The organism is Bacillus sp. FSL H8-0516, from assembly GCF_038635285.1.
GTDB classification, from domain to species: Bacteria; Bacillota; Bacilli; order Bacillales; family Bacillaceae; genus Bacillus; species Bacillus safensis.
This window is the reverse complement of sequence record NZ_CP152051.1, coordinates 3,676,062-3,693,624: the sequence shown is the minus strand read 5'-3', so window position 1 is coordinate 3,693,624 and position 17,563 is coordinate 3,676,062. Positions and strand designations below refer to the sequence as shown.

Genomic DNA, 17,563 nt, shown 5'->3' with positions numbered 1-17,563 from the left:
TCTGAATGTTGAGGAGTTGATATCAGTGCCAAGCTTCTATAGAAAACCTGTCATCAAGTATCCGATCTTCGCGTTAATTGTTCTTGCGGTGATCACAGTCCTCCTCAACCTTTATTTTAATTGGATCATAGGAGCAGTTGGTCTTTTCGTCCTTGCAGGTGTGCTCTACTTCTTAAAGTGGGCAGATACGCAAGTGCAGAAAGAGATTGATTCATATATTTCAACATTATCCTATCGAGTCAAAAAGGTTGGAGAAGAAGCATTAATGGAGATGCCTATTGGTATTATGCTGTTTAATGACCAGTATTATATCGAATGGACCAATCCGTTTCTCGCTTCATGCTTTCATGAAAGCACACTTGTCGGCAGATCCTTGTACGATACATTCGAGTCCATTGTGCCTCTTATTAAACAAGAGGTCGAGACCGAAAATGTGACGCTGAATGACCGGAAATTCAAAGTCATTATTAAACGGTCAGAGCGCCTTTTATATTTCTTTGATGTCACGGAGCAGGTACAGATTGAACGACAGTACGAAAATGAACGAACGGTGTTATCTTATATCTTTTTAGACAACTACGACGATGTCACGCAGGGACTTGATGATCAAGTGCGCAGCGCTATTAATAGTGAAGTGACGTCTCTGCTCAACAATTGGGCACAAGAATACGGTATTTTTCTGAAGAGAATTTCGTCTGAACGATTTATGGCGGTTCTAAATGAGAGCATTTTAGCTGAGCTTGAAGCGTCGAAGTTTTCCATTTTAGACGAGGTCCGTGAGAAAACAGGGGCACATAGTGCGACGCTCACTCTGAGTATCGGGATCGGTGCCTCCGTTCCTTCTTTGAAAGAGCTTGGAGCACTTGCGCAGTCGAGTCTTGACCTTGCCCTCGGACGAGGCGGGGATCAGGTCGCCATTAAACAGCCGAATGGAAAAGTGAAATTCTACGGTGGAAAAACAAATCCAATGGAGAAACGGACACGCGTACGCGCACGGGTCATTTCTCATGCTTTAAAAGAAATTGTATCTGAAAGCGGTAATGTCATGATCATGGGGCATAAGTTCCCAGACATGGACTCAATCGGTGCATCCATTGGGATTTTAAAGGTTGCCCAGGCCAATGGAAAAGAAGGTTATATTGTCATTGATGCCAACCAGATTGGCGACAGTGTTCAACGCTTAATTAGTGAAATTAAGAATTATGAAGAGCTTTGGTCACGTTTTATCACACCAGAGGAAGCAATGGAGCTTGCAAAGGATGATACATTGCTTGTGGTCGTGGATACACATAAACCGTCTCTCGTCATGGAGGAACGACTGCTGAATAAGATTGAAAATGTCGTGGTCATTGACCATCATAGACGTGGCGAGGAATTTATCCGTGATCCTTTACTTGTTTATATGGAGCCGTATGCTTCATCTACAGCAGAGCTTGTAACAGAGCTCTTAGAGTATCAGCCGAAGAAATTACGGATTAACATGATTGAGGCGACTGCGCTTCTGGCTGGGATCATTGTTGATACGAAGAGTTTCTCTCTGAGAACGGGGTCAAGAACGTTCGATGCAGCATCCTATCTTCGTGCAAAGGGAGCAGATCCTGTCCTTGTGCAAAAGTTCTTAAAAGAAACAGTCGATCATTACATCAAACGAGCAAAACTCATTCAGCATACAGAGCTGTATCAAAATCAGGTGGCCATTGCTTCGTTGCCATCTGACAGGTCGGAGTATTATGATCAAATTACGATTGCCCAGACGGCTGATTCCCTGTTGTCAATGAGTGAGGTAGAAGCGTCATTTGCTGTCGCTAGACGAGATGACGACACAGTATGTATTAGTGCCAGATCATTAGGGGATATCAACGTTCAAATTATTATGGAAGCATTAGACGGCGGCGGTCATTTGACTAACGCTGCTACCCAGATTTATGGTATAACCATTGAAGAAGCGGTAGGGAAGTTAAAGGCTGCCATAGACGAATATTTCGAAGGAGGGGTTCAAAGATGAAAGTCATCTTTCTAAAAGACGTAAAAGGCAAAGGGAAAAAAGGCGAAGTCAAAAATGTAGCTGACGGATACGCTCACAACTTTCTCATCAAACAAGGGTTAGCTGTTGAAGCAACTCCAACGAACCTAAGCGCATTGGAAGGGCAGAAAAACAAAGAGAAAAAGAATGCCATCCAAGAGCTTGAACAAGCAAAACAATTAAAAGAAACACTTGAGGCGTTAACAGTGGAACTCACTGCAAAATCAGGTGAAGGCGGCCGTTTGTTTGGCTCAATTACAAGCAAACAAATCGCTGATAAATTGCAAAAAGATCATCAAATTAAACTCGATAAGCGCAAAATCGAGCTGAATGACGCCATCCGTGCGTTAGGTTATACAAATGTACCGGTAAAGCTTCATCCAGAGGTACAAGCAACGTTAAAGGTACATGTGACAGAGCAGGCATAAGCAGAAAAGAACCCGTCTCACGAGGAGGCGGGTTCTTTTTTATGAAGGATCTGAAATATAGACATTGCGTCCGGCACGCATACCGGATAAAAACATGAAAAATAGGATGACAATAAAGATGATAATCGCGGGTGTCCATGTCTGTGTGGAATCAAAAAGGATTCCAATCATGAACGGCCCAACAGCAGCTAATAAATAACCGAGAGACTGCGCCATTCCAGAAAGGGCAGCTGCTTGTTCCATATTGGTTGTACGTAATCCAATGAATGTGAGGGCAAGACTGATACTGGCCCCTTGTCCAATGCCGATCAATAGAACAGAGATGACAAGAATAGGCGTTGATCCTCCGAGAAGAAGTCCAATCATGCCAAGTAAATACACAAGGACAAGGCCGGCGACAAGCGGTCTTTGTGTTTTTAATTTTTCTGCAAAAACGGGCGTTAAGAAGGTGGATGGCAGCCCAACAAACTGCATAATGGACAGCATCCAGCCAGCTGTCGACAGGTTCATTCCATGTGATGTTAAGATATCAGGAAACCAAGCGATGCTGCTATAGAAAAGGAATGACTGCAAACCCATAAAAAAGGTCACCTGCCATGCAACACGTGAACGCCATATTGGCTGCTCTGTAAGAGAAATACTTTTGACGGCCGCTGTATTCTGATGAAGAAGCTGCGGCGCCCAAACCATCATGGCGAGAAGGGCAAGTCCAGCCCATACAAGGAATGATGTATTCCAGCCGCCAGGCATCGTATGACTGAGCGGAACACTGACACCTGATGCAAGTGCAGCGAAAACGGACATTGAAGTCGTATATACACTTGTCATCAAACCTGCATGTGCAGGAAATTTATGCTTCACAAGCCCCGGTAAGAGCACATTACAAATCGCAATTCCAACTCCGACCAGCGCCGTGCCAATCATTAAGAAGGTGATGGTGCCAAACGAGCGAATCACAATCCCAAAGAGAAGGACAGCAAGTCCAAGCCAGAGGGTTCGTTCATTGCCAAGTCGTTTTCCGATTTTAGGGGCAATTGGAGAAAGTAATGCGAATGAAAGCAGTGGTAATGTCGTAAGAAAACCCGCCAGTCCATTTGAAAGCTGTAAATCGGAGCGAATCGCGCCGATCACAGGGCCAACGGATGTAATGGCAGGCCGAAGATTAAATGCAATGAGCAAAATCCCAGCAATCAGCAGGATGGTTTGTCCTGTACTGCGAGGTTGTAATGTTGATTTTTCTAGTTGTTGTTCCATGAATGTAAACTCCTTTATTTCTTTAAGAAGAACGATCTTTCTTCTGTTCAAGCTCCGCTAATTTAGCTAATAAGATATGCTGCGGCATATGCATAATTTGTTCTAACGGTACATTGAGTGATGCAGCAAGCTTTTGTGCGGTATCGGCTGAGATTTGTAAAGGTCTCATGCGCAAATCCCTCCTCTTTCAATCTATACGTTCCAATATATCATATCGGCTTTGGGCCATGCTGATAAAAAATTAGCGTTCTCTTTGATAAAACCACTTTAGGGCCGATAAGAAATTTTTTTGAAATTGTTTCAGATGATGGCCCTCCCCTTGTTCGATGTGATATTGCAGCTGCCTTTCTTGCATCCCTTTCTGTAATAAAAGGTTATGTAGTTGTTTGGTGAATAACGGCATGTGCTGTTGAGCAGATGTTTTTCCTTTCCCTTCTTCACTGCCTACAGACAAATAAATAAAGTGATCCACACACTGAATGCTTTGTTGTTTAGCAAACGGTAGAAAATCTTGATACCAAAATGACCCGGAGATCGATGCGATGTTTTTAAAAAGATCAGGGTGCATGAATAAAGTATAAATAGCAAACAGCCCGCCTAATGAAGCACCTACGTGGCTATGTTCATGACAGGTCTCTTGAACTGGATATTCTCTTTTGATATATGGGAGCAAGTCATTCGCTAAAAATGACACATACGTCTGTGCCTCGCCTTTAAAGTCAGGAAACCCAGATCGCAGTGATGACGCCTTCCATGGTGTATATTCGTCAAGTCGATTGAAGGGGTGTATGCCGACGATGATAATTGGCGAGATGGTTTTGGTTTCGATCATTCTTTCGATCTCTAGCAGGTGTGTTCTAAACAAAGAAGAGCCATCTTGTACAAAGACAGCTGGGACATCAATAGAGGTGTCTTGCGGAAGGTAAATATCAAGCTGACGCCCGTTAAGCTCGTCATATAGAAACGTTCCGTTCATGTGTATCCTCTCCTAACGGTTTTCAACTACGTTGAAAAGAAGACAAAGGGCTAAACATTTTAGCCCTTTGTCAACCATCTGATCACGCATCTTTTTAGTTGTTTTGATCTAACCATTTGACAGCCTTGTCAAGGAAGGTTGTCTTGCTTAGTGCTGTTCCTCCTTGAAGCATAGGATCAACGACATTTTCATTGATGTGCCCATTTTTCACAGCTTTTAGGCTTGTCCAAATTTTATTTTTCTCTAAGTCTTTCAATGCATTTGGATTCGATGAGTTTTCTTCTTTAGAGAACTGAACAAAAATATAGTCAGGATTGAGTTCGCCTAGGCGCTCCAATGAAATCAATGCCTGTGCTTTGGCTTTTTTGATATCACTTGGTACTTTAAATCCTAAATCCCCATATAAGGTAGAGTTGAAGTATACGTCTTCTGGATATACGTACAGATCGCCCTGTCTAATGCGCAAAATGACAGCTGTTTTGTTGCTGCTTTTGTCTTTCAGGGTTTCTTTCGCTTGTTTGAGATCTTTCTGATAATCAGAGATGATGTTTTTGGCTTCTTCACTTTTTCCAGTCAATTCACCGAGTAATAAAAGGTTGCTTTCCCAGTCGGAAGAGACATGGGATACTGGGATCGTCGTTTGGACTTTATCTAGTTTTTTAATTGTTGTAGGTGGGAACTTTGTTGATCCAAGTATCACATCTGGCTTTAGTTTTAAGATTTTTTCTAGGTTCGGTTCTGTTTTTTCACCGATGCCTTCCGTTTTCGCTGTGATGTCTTTAAATAATTCAGGGAATGTGCCGCCTACAGTAGAAGCACCAATAGGCTCGATACCAAGTAATTTTGCATCTTCCATTGATTCAAGGCTTCCAGCAATGACAATTCGTTTCACTGGTGTTTTGAGTTTGTACGTTTGATCTAAGTAGTTGATATTCGTTTCTGCTGCTTCAGCTGACTTGCTTTTGGCTGTGTTTGAAGCAGGTTTATTTTCTGCAGCACCACAGCCTGCTGCGGTGACCGTCATGATACAAAGGATAAGCAATGCGAACCATTTTTTCATTTGTTTTCTCCTTTAACTGATAATTGTTCTCAATTAAAGATTGTATTAGGCTTTCGTCCTTTTATCCATAGACAAATCTCTGTCAAAGGATGGACTTTTTACGGAAAAAAAGATAAAAGGTCCTGAATGACTCGTTGATGACTGGCTGCTGTGTATTCACGCCAAGGGTCAGAAGTGAGCGGATAGACGGCTTGCTGCGTCACAGCCTTGAGATTTTGCCAAGACTCCTGCTGCTTTAACTTTTGATAAAAAGCAATGGTTTTTGGCTCCTTATGCAGGAAGAGGAAGATGGCGTCTGGATCTAGCTGTTGTATAGAGCGAATGCTGATTTTCTTTTCTATTAGCTGACCATCATTCTGAAAAGCTGGCAGAATGCCAATGTCTTGAAAAATTACTTCTGACATGGTGCGATTCACAGACAAATAGAGCTGATCTTGAAAGATACGAAGAGGCAGGACGGTTTTTGGTGGATGATCAAAAAGGCATGCCTTTTTCGCTTGAATGACGAGTTCCTCGTAATGAATCAACCATTCTTCTGCTTCGTTCGCTTCGTTTAGGAACGTAGCTGTTTGTCTAAATTGAGTGCGCCAATCCAATTGTGTGAATGGAACAAAGTGAACAGGACAGATGGTTTTTAACACTTGTTTTTCATCCTCTGTCACATGATCATTGGCAATGATCAGCTCAGGTTTTGTTTCCTTTAATAGCTGTAAATTGGCATTAGCGTGCTCGTTGATCCGATGTGCACTCAGGTGAATCGGAATTTCTTCTGCATAATGCTCAAAATCATGTGCTGTCCATTTTGGGTGAAGGGGAGCAGCATATGGGATGATATGAATGGGTGTGAGCTGGCCGAGTATGGAATGGCCATAGGCTGCAATTTTCCGCTGCCGGCTTTTCATATAAGTAGAAGGGGTCATGCCCGTTTTTTTCTTAAAGATGCGGCTGAAGTAATACGGATCTTGATAGCCGATTTCAAGTGCAATGTCTTTGAGCTTTGCGTTGCCTTTTGCCATTAATTGTTTGGCTCTAGCCATCCTTTTCTTGGTGATATAATCAGTGACACTCACATCAAAATGCTTTTTAAATAGCTCACTGTAATGATTAGAGCTGATGCCAGCCATATGAGATAGACTTGTCAGGCTGAGAGGTTCTTCGGAATGTTGATCGATATATTGTTTTGTTTTGAAAAGGGCATGTGCCGTGTCACAAATATCTTCTTTATGCAGTGTGAAAAGCTGCATAATGAGCTGCTGAAAAAGAGTTTGGCTTCTAAAAAAGCTAATGGGTTCAGGTCTTTGCCATTCCTCTGTCATATCGGACAGTAAAGAATGAATGTGTTCAATCGAACTAATATCGATAAATTGCCATTTATTCAGTAAAGAACGGGCATGTTCCGTTGATACTTCTCCTATGTTTTGATCTTGCAGCGTGTAGAGCTGAAAGCGAAACAGATAGAGCTCGTGTTTTTGATAAGTCTCTGTTTTCAACATAAATGTTTCCCCAGGCATGATCGTATAGAGTGTCAGATGTTTCAATCGCCATTTTTGATCGTTCAATGTGAGTAAACCGCTGCCGCTTATGCTGAAGAGGAGGCAGAATGTATCTGATAGCTGCTGCTCTGTATGTGGAAGCTCTGCATTATTTATTTTTTCAGTATATGTTAATCGATAGATGAATTGTTCGGCATTTGCCAATGTACGTAATTGATTGTTGTTTCCCATAAAACCACCTGATCTCTTATTGATTGATAAGTATTCTCAATTAAATTGTAGCAGAAAGAGCTGAAAGATGGTGATGTTTATTCTGTCAAAAAAGCACCCTGATGGAGATCAGGGTGCGATGATTTATTCCGTTTTTCCATGAGCTAGCGCTGGTTCTTTTGTTAAACTTAATGGCCGCAAGTCCTGCCAGTGTGTCTGGATATAATCGATGCAGGCATTTCTAGTGTCTTCACCAAAGACCTTTTCCCATCCATCTGGCACTGGTGCAAATGATGGCCAAAGTGAATGCTGTCCTTGTTCATTGACCAGCACAAGAAATACACCGTCTTCACGATCAAAGGGATTTGTCATTTGTCATCTCTCCTTTATTCTTAGTGCTTTTGTTTGACCCGATGCAGTGCGTTGTCTAAGATGACACCAATTTCTGCTAGGGGTTTAGGCTGGCACATGTCTTTGTGCCGGCAATGAATGTCGTGCTGTTCAATTGTTCCATTGATATAAGGTGCCCATGCTTCGGGATCAATTGGTGTAAACCAATCTGGGATTATGGTAGATCTAAAGAATAATATGTCCCCCTGATAAGTTTTTGGCTGATATTCTCCGAGCAATCGAACTGAATTCACATAGGTTTCTTTTAGATTTCTAATGGCATCTTCACTTAAGCTTGCTAGTGCACTGCCATCTTTTTTCAAAATGTCGACGGCACTTTTCATCGTGAGCGGTTCACCTGTTAAGGTATCTGGATCATAACCGCCGAGCGCAAGAAGAGCAATTAGTGCTTCTTCTTCATCAGGTGCTGCTTTAATCGGTAAGAAATGGTTTGGATAGGCATCCAGCATCGCAACGAGTGCGATTTCTTCACCTTGCTGCTGGAGCTGTGTAGCCATTGCCTGTACAACGTTTCCACCTAATGACCAGCCAAGAAGATGATAAGGGCCTTTTGGCTGAATCGTTTGGATGTGCTTGATGTAATCCGCAGCCATATCATCTAGTGTGTGCGGGTAGTCATCTTTTCTTGCGATTCCTCGTGCCTGTAATCCATAAATAGGGATGTCTTTCTCTAATGTATTCAAGAGACCTGCATAGCACCAGCTCAGACCACCTGCTGGGTGAACACAGAAAAGAGGATATCTTTCTCCATTTGTTCGCAGCGGGAGCAAGATGTCTAGTGCGTTTTCATCGCTTCCTGCTTCTAGTTTCTCTGCCAAACTTGCCACATTTGGTGCTTCAAACAATGTTCCAATGCTTAGTTTGACACCAAGTGCATCACGAATGCGGCTGATTAAACGAACTGCAATCAGTGAATGCCCGCCAATGTCAAAAAAGCGATCGTCTATGCTGATTTTAGGCAAATCAAGCACCTCTTCAAAGAGATGACATAGGATTTCCTCTTTCGGGTTTCTTGGGCCGCGGCCATCCGTTTGCTGTAAATGCAATTGAGGGGCTGGCAGTGATTTTTGATCAAGCTTCCCGTTTGCTGTAAGCGGCATGGCGTCAATCTGTACATATGCCGCGGGCACCATGTAATCAGGAAGACTGGCTGCTGCAAAATGACGAAGGGTCTCTGTATCGAAACGGTTTTCTTCAGTTGGGACGATATAGGCGACTAGGCGTTTGTCGCCAGGCTGATCCTCTCGCATCATGACGGCAACTTGTGCAACTGCATCGTGGCGTGCCAGAACGGCTTCGATTTCTCCAAGTTCAATGCGGAAGCCGCGTATTTTAATTTGATGATCAGCTCTCCCAATGTAATCAAGAGCCCCTTCTTCTGTCCAGCGCGCAAGGTCGCCTGTGCGATACATCCTTGTGCCAGGTGCGCCATAAGGATCGGCAGGGAATCGATCTGATGTCAGGTCAGGTCTGCCTAGATAACCTCTTGCAAGGCCAGATCCAGCTACATACATTTCACCTGTCGTCCCAGGGGGAACAGGCTGCAAGTATTCATCTAGTACGTACACATGTAAATCAGGAATCGGTTCGCCTATTAAACTGCTGGAGTTCTTTGTGATCATATCTCGATTGAGTTCATTGTACGTAACGTGTACGGTGGTTTCTGTAATGCCGTACATGTTAATGAGCTTTGGCTTACAGTCTGAGTGACGGCTGTACCAATCTTCTAATCTGCTAAGCTCTAATGCTTCACCGCCAAAGATGACATAGCGGAGTGATAATGCTTGGCCTAGTGTTTGTTGTTCCTTGTCTATCTGCATGAGCTGATAGAAGGCAGAAGGTGTTTGATTAAGCACAGTCACACCTTCCTCGACTAGAAGCTGCAGCATCTCTTCTGGAGAGCGAGAGATGGTATGAGGTACAATGACAAGCCGGCCGCCATATAAAAGTGGTCCCCATATTTCCCATACTGAAAAGTCAAAGGCATATGAATGGAACATTGTCCAAACATCTTCTTCATCAAATTGGAACCAATGTTCAGTAGATGTCAGAAGACGGATGACATTTTGGTGTGGGATGACCACTCCTTTTGGTTTGCCTGTAGAACCGGATGTATAAATAATATAGGCCGGATGCAGAGAAGATAGCGGCTCAATTCTGTCTATATCAGCCGGATTGTGAGTTGGCATTGTCAGCAATTGATCGCTCGTTTCTTTTTCGTCTAACAAAATCAAATCGCAATCAGCTGGAAGATGCACTGCATCTGCTTTTGTTGTGATGCTGCAAACGGGTTTGGCATCTTGTATCATGTATGCCAGTCTGTCTGCTGGGTAATCTGGATCAAGCGGAACATAGGCTGCGCCTGCTTTATGAACGGCTAATAAGCTTACGAGCATATCGATTGATCTAGGCAGGGCAAGTGCAACGAACTGTTCTGGTCCAACGCCTCTTAGTATTAATAAATGAGCAAGACGATTGGCTTTGTTGTTTAACTCACCATAGGTCAGCTGCCTATTGCCATACGTTACAGCCACTCGATCAGGGTATTGCTGCGACGTTTTTTCAAATAAGGCCGGGAGACTATGTGCTTGATCTAACTGAGCGAATGTCTTTTTATCAGGGAGAAATGTTTGCTGCTCTTTATCTGATAAAATGTTCACTTGACCAATCGGCACATGTGGGCGCTCAGTCACTTCAGTTAAAAAGCGCTTCATTCTGTCAGCAATTGCTCGAATGGTGCTTTGTTTAAATACATCTGTACTGAATTCAAACAATCCTGTTAAACCTGCTGCTGACCCAGTTTCCGTTCTTTGTTCTGTTAATTCGATGGTCAGATCAAATTTAGCTGACCCTACTGGTTTCACGTAGAGGTCTGAATCAAGCTGTGTCAGTTTCATTTCCGCCTTCGGTGTATTTTGGAAGGCTAGCATGACCTGGAACAATGGATTTCTTGATCTGGACCGGGTTGGGTTTAGGATTTCGACTAGCCGTTCAAATGGCAGATCCTGATGCTCATACGCTGCTAAGTCAACGTCTCGCACTCGCTTCAATAGCTCACTAAAGGTTGGATTACCAGCTGTATTTGTACGTAAAACTAGTGTGTTCACAAACAAGCCGACAATGTCGTCAAGTGCATCGTCATTCCGTCCAGCAATCGGACTGCCGATTGGGATATCTGAACCGGCCCCAAGGCGTGTCAGTAATGCTGCAAGTGATGCTTGAAGCACCATGAACAAACTCACCTGATGCTGCTTTGCAAGCTCAAGGAGGTTCTGATGTAAAGCGGGTTCAATCGTAAAGTCTATCGTCGCACCGTTGAAGCTTCCTTCCTGTGGACGCGGGAAGTCATAGGGAAGCTCAAGTTCTTCGGGCAGGTCTTGTAAGGCACCTTTCCAATAGCTGAGCTGCTTGGCAAATAGACTATCCGTCTCTTCTTCACTGCCCAACAGCTTCTGCTGCCAAATAGCATAGTCAGCATATTGAACAGGTTCTGCTGGCAAGGAGATGGATTTTCCTTGTATACGGGCTTCGTAAGCAGCAGCTAAGTCTCGTGTCAATGGTGCAAGTGACCAGCCGTCACCAGCGATGTGATGCAGCAATAGAAGCAGTACGGATCGGTTTGCATCAAGCGTGAATAATTCAGCTCGAAGTGCAGGTTCTTCTTCAATCTGAAAGCTATACCGAATGGCTTCGTTTAACTGATTCTCAATTTTTTGATCGCTTGAAGCTGTGACATGGAGTTCAGGCTGAACACTTTTCGGATGTAAAATGACCTGTCTTGGCATGCCGTTCTTATTTGGAAAAATGGTTCTAAGGGTTTCGTGTTTTTCAGTGATATCTGCCAAAGCACCAATGAGAGCTGTTTGATCTAGTGTACCTGTCAGCTGAATGACAAGTGGAATATTGTAAGTTGGACTTGGCCCTTCAAGGCAATGAAGGAACCAGAGCCGTTTTTGGGCAAAGGATAATGGAATTTCATCTGGTTTGTCTTCAACCTGAAGCGGCGGCCGAATGTCCTTCGCTTTGTCAATGTGCTGCGCAAGCTCAGCAACCCGAGGAGATTCAAAAATGGTGCTCATGTTTAGGTCCGCACCAAGTGTATCGCGTATACGTCTAAGCAGGCGAGCGGCGAGTAAGGAATGTCCTCCTAAGTCAAAGAAACTATCATCTATGCCAATTTGAGATAGGCCAAGGGTTTCTGCAAATAAACTACATAACATGTCTTCTTGTGGTGTTCTAGGTGTACGCTCAGAACTGACTAAAGACATATTTGGTGCTGGTAATGCTTTGCGGTCGATTTTGCCGTTTGGTGTAAGTGGAAGTTCTGGCAACACGACAACAGCAGAGGGCACCATGTAGTCAGGAAGTAATGAAGCCGCAAACTGCCTGAGCTCTGAAGGGTGCAGAGAAGAGCCATCTGTCAGCACAACATACGCACAAAGAAGCTGCTGCCCAGGTTGATCCTCACGAACGATAACAGATGTATGCTTTATGGCTTGATGCTGCATCATTACGGTTTCGATTTCACCTAGTTCAATACGGAAGCCGCGTATTTTAATTTGATGATCGGCACGGCTGATATAATCAATCGAACCATCTTCACGCCATCTGGCTAAATCACCGGTACGATACATTCTCGTGCCTTTTGTGCTGAATGGATCAGCGACAAAACGTTCAGCCGTTAAATCATATCGTCCAAGATATCCTCTGGATACTCCTTCACCTGCAATATAAAGTTCACCAATTGATCCTGCTGGGACTGGGTTTAGTCCTTCATCTAAAATGTAAATGCTCGTATTCCAAATGGGTTTACCGATTGCCGGCCCGCTATTCTCCCGGTGTGCTGTGACATTTTCCATCGTAGACCAGATCGTCGTTTCTGTAGGCCCGTACAAATTAGTAATGTCGCATTGAAGAGATTGCAATGTGTGCAAAAGGGAAGCAGGGAGTGCTTCTCCTCCAACAAGAACACGCATACCTGTTATCACGTCAGGGTACTCATCTGCCAATGCATGCCACAACGTTGGCGTTGCCTGCATGATGGTGACATGATGAGAACGAATCATGTCTGAAAGCTTTGCTGGTTCTTGTATGGTTTCTTTTTTTGCCAATAAAATAGCAGCCCCATGTAAAAGCGGGAGGAACATTTCCAGCCCGGAAATATCAAAGGCAATAGTCGTTACCGCTAAAAGCTGGTCTTCTTGATCTAATAAAAATGAATCTTGCATGGACAATATAAAGTTGATCACATTTCGTTTTGTTACAACAACACCCTTTGGTTTGCCTGTCGATCCTGATGTGTACAGGATGTAGGCGGGGTGATGTGGAGAGCCATCGCTCCAAGTCGGATTGAGATTTGGACTGCCTGCTATCTCCTGATGGACAGTTGCATCATCCAGTTGAACGATGTGCGGATGGTCCAAACCGTCTGCTGTCTCTTTAATTGTGAGCAAGCACGCCGGTTTGGCATCATCTAGCATATAGGCGACACGATCGTTAGGATAATCAGGATCTAGTGGCAGATATGCGGCTCCCGTTTTGCCGACGGCTAATAGACTTACGACCATATCGATGGATCGAGGCAGAGCAATTGCGACAAATTGTTCTGGTCCAATGCCGTGTTTTTTCAAATAATGAGCTAATTGATTAGCCCGCTGATTCAACTCTTCATAGGTCAAAGTAATTCCTTCAAACTGTAATGCTTTTGCTTGTGGTGTCTTGCTCACTTGTTTTTCAAATAGTTCCCGTAAAGATTCCTTTGGTAATTCTCGTTTTGTATCATTCCAGTGCTTGAGAATGTTCTCTTTTTCTTTAGACAAAAGAAGGTTGAATTGACTGATTGTCTGATCTTGCTCTAGTCCGGTTATTTCCTCCAGCAATTGCAGAAAACGCTGCTGATGAGCGTCAACTGCTTGCTCTTTGTAAACGGCAGGGTTTGCATCAAAGTCGATTTGAAATCCGTTCCCATCCGCGCGGTCGTATATGTTAATCGATATATCATCCACGGGTCCTGCTGAAAGGTTATGTGCTTGACCAATGCTCTGATCGAACATGAGATCATAATCAAATGGCATGATATTGATCTGTGGGCCAAATAATCGCTGATTTCTTCCGATAAGTTTAAAGTCTCTCCGCATGTCCTCATGACGATATCTTTGATGAGGGCGAATGGCTTTTAGTTCCTCAGATACTTGGCGAACAAGTGCTGAGAGTGTCATTTCTGGTTTGCATGTTAAACGAAATGGTACCAGGTTCATGACCATTCCGGGTGTTTGTAAGGCGCACGATCCAAGGCGCATCATCACAGGAAGCCCTAAAACAATATCATGTGCACCAGTCATACGATGCATATATAATGCGGATGCTGCAAGGATCATTTCATGCCACGTACCACCGAAGGCTTGAGCATTTTTTTTCATTTTGCTTACCTTTTCGGCATCGAAGCCAGCCGTTTTTCGAATAAAATGATCCGACGTTCTTGGGGCAAGCTCAGCAAGGCTGACAATTTCAGGTTGATCAGCAAAGCGATTTTTCCAAAACGTTCGATCAGCTTCATATCGATTGGATTGTCGATAAGTGGACTCCTCTTGAACTACGTCATGTAAGGCTCCAAATGTTTGAGGAGGCACAGGTGTCCCTTGCGATAAGGCTGAATAGACCTCAGCAACACGACGTGCAATGAGCGAAAAGGCGAATCCATCAATGGCAATGTGATGAATGCGCTGATACCAGATAAATCGGTCGTCAGCAAGCTGAAAAAGTACTTCACGGAATAATACATCTTTCTCTAAAGAGACTGGTGTTGAAAGATCTGCCTTCATCCATGCTTTAGCCGCATCAAGCGGCTGTTTTTCATTTTGTAAATGAATCAATTGGAATGGAATTTCTTTCTTAGATGTCATCCATTGCTTTGGACCGTCATTATCTTCAATGAAGCGCATATACAAGGAATCTGCTTCTAAGACAGTCTTTCTAATGGCGGCTTCAAAATGTATGGGATCAATAGGACCTTTAATATCTATATACTCTGCTGTATTGAAAATAGGATTAGCTGGATCAAGCTGCTGCGCGTACCAAATGCCTGATTGGGCACCGGTTAGTGGGAATGAATCGACTGACTGGATCGACAAGGGTCTATACCTCCTTTACAAGTAATCGATATTTGGGATAGATGGCTGTTTTTCTGGGAAAAGAAGAGTCCGCCAATGAGCGAGCGTTGGATTTGCGGCAAGCTCAACGAAATTAACTGCCGCTCCTTGCTGCCTCCACTTTTCCGCTAGGCTCATCATTCTAATAGAATCAAGCCCAAGGTAGACGAGATTCTCATCAAGTGGTATTTCATTTGGCTCGATTTGGAGATACTCAGCTACTTGGTGAACGATGGCCTCAAAGGATAAATCATCACTGTTTGCTTCTTGTCCTGTTAAACGACTGATGATTTGGTTTGTCGTTGTGGTGACTGCACAGCGTTCAGCTGCATAGGTCATCGCCATTTTGTGATGTTTCAGTGAAAAGTCAGCGACGGCATCGGCGACAAAAAAAGTTTCAATATCGAGCATGAATGCTTCTGCGGCTGTCAGCATACAGCCAATATGTGCATATACGCCAGTAATGATTAGTTGATCACGCCCGCCTTCTTGAAGGATATCCAAAAAATTAGATTTTTTGAATGCGCTATAACGCCATTTTGTCAGCATTGTATCTGCTTCAGATGGAGCAAGCTGATCAATGATTTTTGTCAATGCTTCATCATCACCAAGTCCAGGTCCCCAAAAATCTGTTAATAGGGCACGATCCTTCGGGTCTTGGTCACCAGGCTGAGCTGTATAGACGACTGGAATTCCAAGTTCATTGCATGTGTCACGTAATTGTTCAATATGCTGAACTAACTCTGTGATCGGTGATGTATCTTGTTGAAATGCATTTAAAAAATATTGCTGCATGTCATGTATCAGCAGAACAGCACGTTTCGGATCAGGTATCCAGTTCACTTTATTTTCGGGTAAATCTTGTGTGCTTGGCATTGGATATGCAGGAATAGTAGGGATTGCCATGATTTTCACTCCTTATTTTTATACGTTAGCAGTATGGGTTGCAGCTAATTCTCTTAATGCTTTTTTACTGACTTTGCCTACACCTGTTTGTGGGAACGCATCGATCCATTCAATGCGGTCAGGAATTTTATAGGCTGCGAGCCCGCGTTCTCTTAGAAATGATTTTAAGATGTGCGGTGCTGGTTTGTTGTTTCCTTTCGCAATAACAAAGGCACATGAGCGTTCGCCAAGAAATGGATCTGGCATAGACACCATGGCGGCATCATGAATGTCAGGATGCGCAAGTAAATGGTTTTCAACTTCTTCTGCGGCGACCTTTTCGCCGCCACGATTGATTTGATCCTTGTCTCTGCCTTCTACAACAACATTTCCTTCTTTGGTTAATCGCACGATGTCACCTGTTCTGTAAAAACCATCGGGTGTAAATGCTTTTTTGTTTTGTTCATCGGCTTTATAGTAGCCGCGAATCGTATAAGGCCCTCTTGTTAAAAGATGTCCAGCCACTTCATGCGGGACTGGCTTGTCCTCATCATCTACCACTAGTACCTCATCATATTCAGACATCGGGCGTCCTTGTGTATGAATTATGATATGTTCAGGATCATCTAATCTGGTATAGTTGACCAGACCTTCTGCCATGCCAAAAACTTGCTGTAACTTACATCCAAGGGCAGGCATCACTCGTTTTGCTGCCTCAGCACTGAATTTAGCACCACCGACTTGTAAGACTTCAAGACTCGATAAGTCATCTGATCGATGAGGAGCGGCCTCTAGCCAAATCAATGCGATTGGTGGAACGACAGCGGTAATGGTCGCCCGTTCTTTTTCAATGAGTGGAAAGACGACATCAGGGCTTGATCCAGGTGCAAGAACGACTCTTCCGCCTGCGTATAACGTTCCAAGGACTCCAGGCGAGCTTAATGGGTAGTTGTGCGCGACTGGAAGTGTGGCTAGATACACACTTTCTTGTGTGAGCTCGCACACCTCATTGCTTTTCCAAAGACTATAAATATAGTCATCATGTGTACGAGGAATGAGCTTTGAAAGGCCTGTGCTGCCTCCAGATAACTGAAGAAATGCAATATCGCTTGCCTCTACATGAATTTGAGGATCAAGTGCTGGGTCCTTGCGAAGTTCATCTAAGCCAAGGAATTCCTCAGCTTCCCCTGCAACAATGACATGAGGTAATGAGGGAAGCTTTTCTTTCACTTGACGTGCGAGTGATCGATAATCAAAACCGCCATCAATATCTGGTATGACATATGCATCTGCTTCGGCAAACTCAATAAAATAAGTGATTTCGCTGCTTCTATGAGATGGCAGAGAGAAGACGGGTAAAGCACCGATTCGAAATAAAGCGAAAATGACTTCAAAAAAAGCAGGAATGTTAGGAAGCTGCACGACAACTCGACTTCCTTTCTGAATTCCAAGCTGATGAAAACCGGCAGCAAGACTGCTGACGCGCTGATCAAGTTCTTGGTAGCTCATGTGCGTATCAGCGTATGTAATGGCTGTTTTATTTCCTAACGATGCGGCGCGTTCACGAAGCATACCGCCAAAGGTTTCCCCACGCCAACAGCCGTTTTCACGGTAGCGTTTTGCAAATTCTTCTGGCCATGTAGGTGGTTGAACAAACATGTTTTTGTCATCTCCT

General features: G+C 43.7%; 11 protein-coding genes. 2 read left to right on the top strand and 9 right to left on the bottom strand.

The annotated features are described in order from the left end of the window. Window positions 1–25 precede the first annotated feature (25 nt). Window positions 26–2,005 (top strand): DHH family phosphoesterase, encoded by a 1,980-nt coding sequence (locus MHB67_RS18690; RefSeq protein WP_048238316.1) that lies wholly within the window; start codon window positions 26–28, stop codon window positions 2,003–2,005. After that, window positions 2,002–2,451, top strand: coding sequence for a 50S ribosomal protein L9 (gene rplI / locus MHB67_RS18685; RefSeq protein ID WP_008359128.1), 450 nt, complete (start codon window positions 2,002–2,004; stop codon window positions 2,449–2,451). Before MHB67_RS18690 ends, rplI begins: the two co-directional genes overlap by 4 nt. A 39-nt stretch (window positions 2,452–2,490) precedes the next feature. On the opposite strand, the gene MHB67_RS18680 is transcribed toward rplI, so the two are convergent. The 9 genes from MHB67_RS18680 to MHB67_RS18640 form a co-directional block, all read right to left on the bottom strand. Continuing rightward, window positions 2,491–3,705, bottom strand: coding sequence for an MFS transporter (locus MHB67_RS18680; RefSeq protein WP_044333124.1), 1,215 nt, complete (start codon window positions 3,703–3,705; stop codon window positions 2,491–2,493). Window positions 3,706–3,727: 22 nt separating this feature from the next. After that, entirely contained in the window at window positions 3,728–3,874 is a 147-nt protein-coding gene (locus MHB67_RS18675) for a YycC family protein (protein ID WP_064498621.1), read from the bottom strand. A gap of 72 nt (window positions 3,875–3,946) precedes the next feature. After that, window positions 3,947–4,681 carry an alpha/beta hydrolase-fold protein gene (locus tag MHB67_RS18670; protein ID WP_247721720.1) on the bottom strand — a complete coding sequence of 245 codons (735 nt, stop codon included), beginning with the start codon at window positions 4,679–4,681 and terminating at the stop codon, window positions 3,947–3,949. 94 nt (window positions 4,682–4,775) lie between these two features. Continuing rightward, window positions 4,776–5,741, bottom strand: a complete 966-nt coding sequence (locus tag MHB67_RS18665) for an iron-hydroxamate ABC transporter substrate-binding protein (protein ID WP_342492709.1) — start codon at window positions 5,739–5,741, stop codon at window positions 4,776–4,778. Window positions 5,742–5,839: 98 nt separating this feature from the next. Beyond that, complete coding sequence (locus MHB67_RS18660; protein ID WP_342492708.1) at window positions 5,840–7,465, bottom strand: helix-turn-helix domain-containing protein; 1,626 nt, start codon at window positions 7,463–7,465, stop codon at window positions 5,840–5,842. Window positions 7,466–7,588: 123 nt separating this feature from the next. After that, a complete protein-coding gene (locus MHB67_RS18655; RefSeq protein ID WP_025093680.1) occupies window positions 7,589–7,816 on the bottom strand; it encodes an MbtH family protein in 228 nt (75 codons plus the stop codon). 20 nt (window positions 7,817–7,836) lie between these two features. Continuing rightward, the gene (locus tag MHB67_RS18650; RefSeq protein WP_342492707.1) at window positions 7,837–14,985 is read right to left on the bottom strand and encodes an amino acid adenylation domain-containing protein; all 7,149 of its coding nucleotides are present in this window, start codon (window positions 14,983–14,985) and stop codon (window positions 7,837–7,839) included. A gap of 15 nt (window positions 14,986–15,000) precedes the next feature. Beyond that, window positions 15,001–15,909: an isochorismatase family protein gene (locus MHB67_RS18645; RefSeq protein ID WP_025093681.1), complete on the bottom strand. Its 909-nt coding sequence runs from the start codon at window positions 15,907–15,909 to the stop codon at window positions 15,001–15,003. A gap of 18 nt (window positions 15,910–15,927) precedes the next feature. Further along, a complete protein-coding gene (locus tag MHB67_RS18640) occupies window positions 15,928–17,547 on the bottom strand; it encodes a (2,3-dihydroxybenzoyl)adenylate synthase (RefSeq protein WP_122632122.1) in 1,620 nt (539 codons plus the stop codon). Window positions 17,548–17,563: the final 16 nt, after the last annotated feature.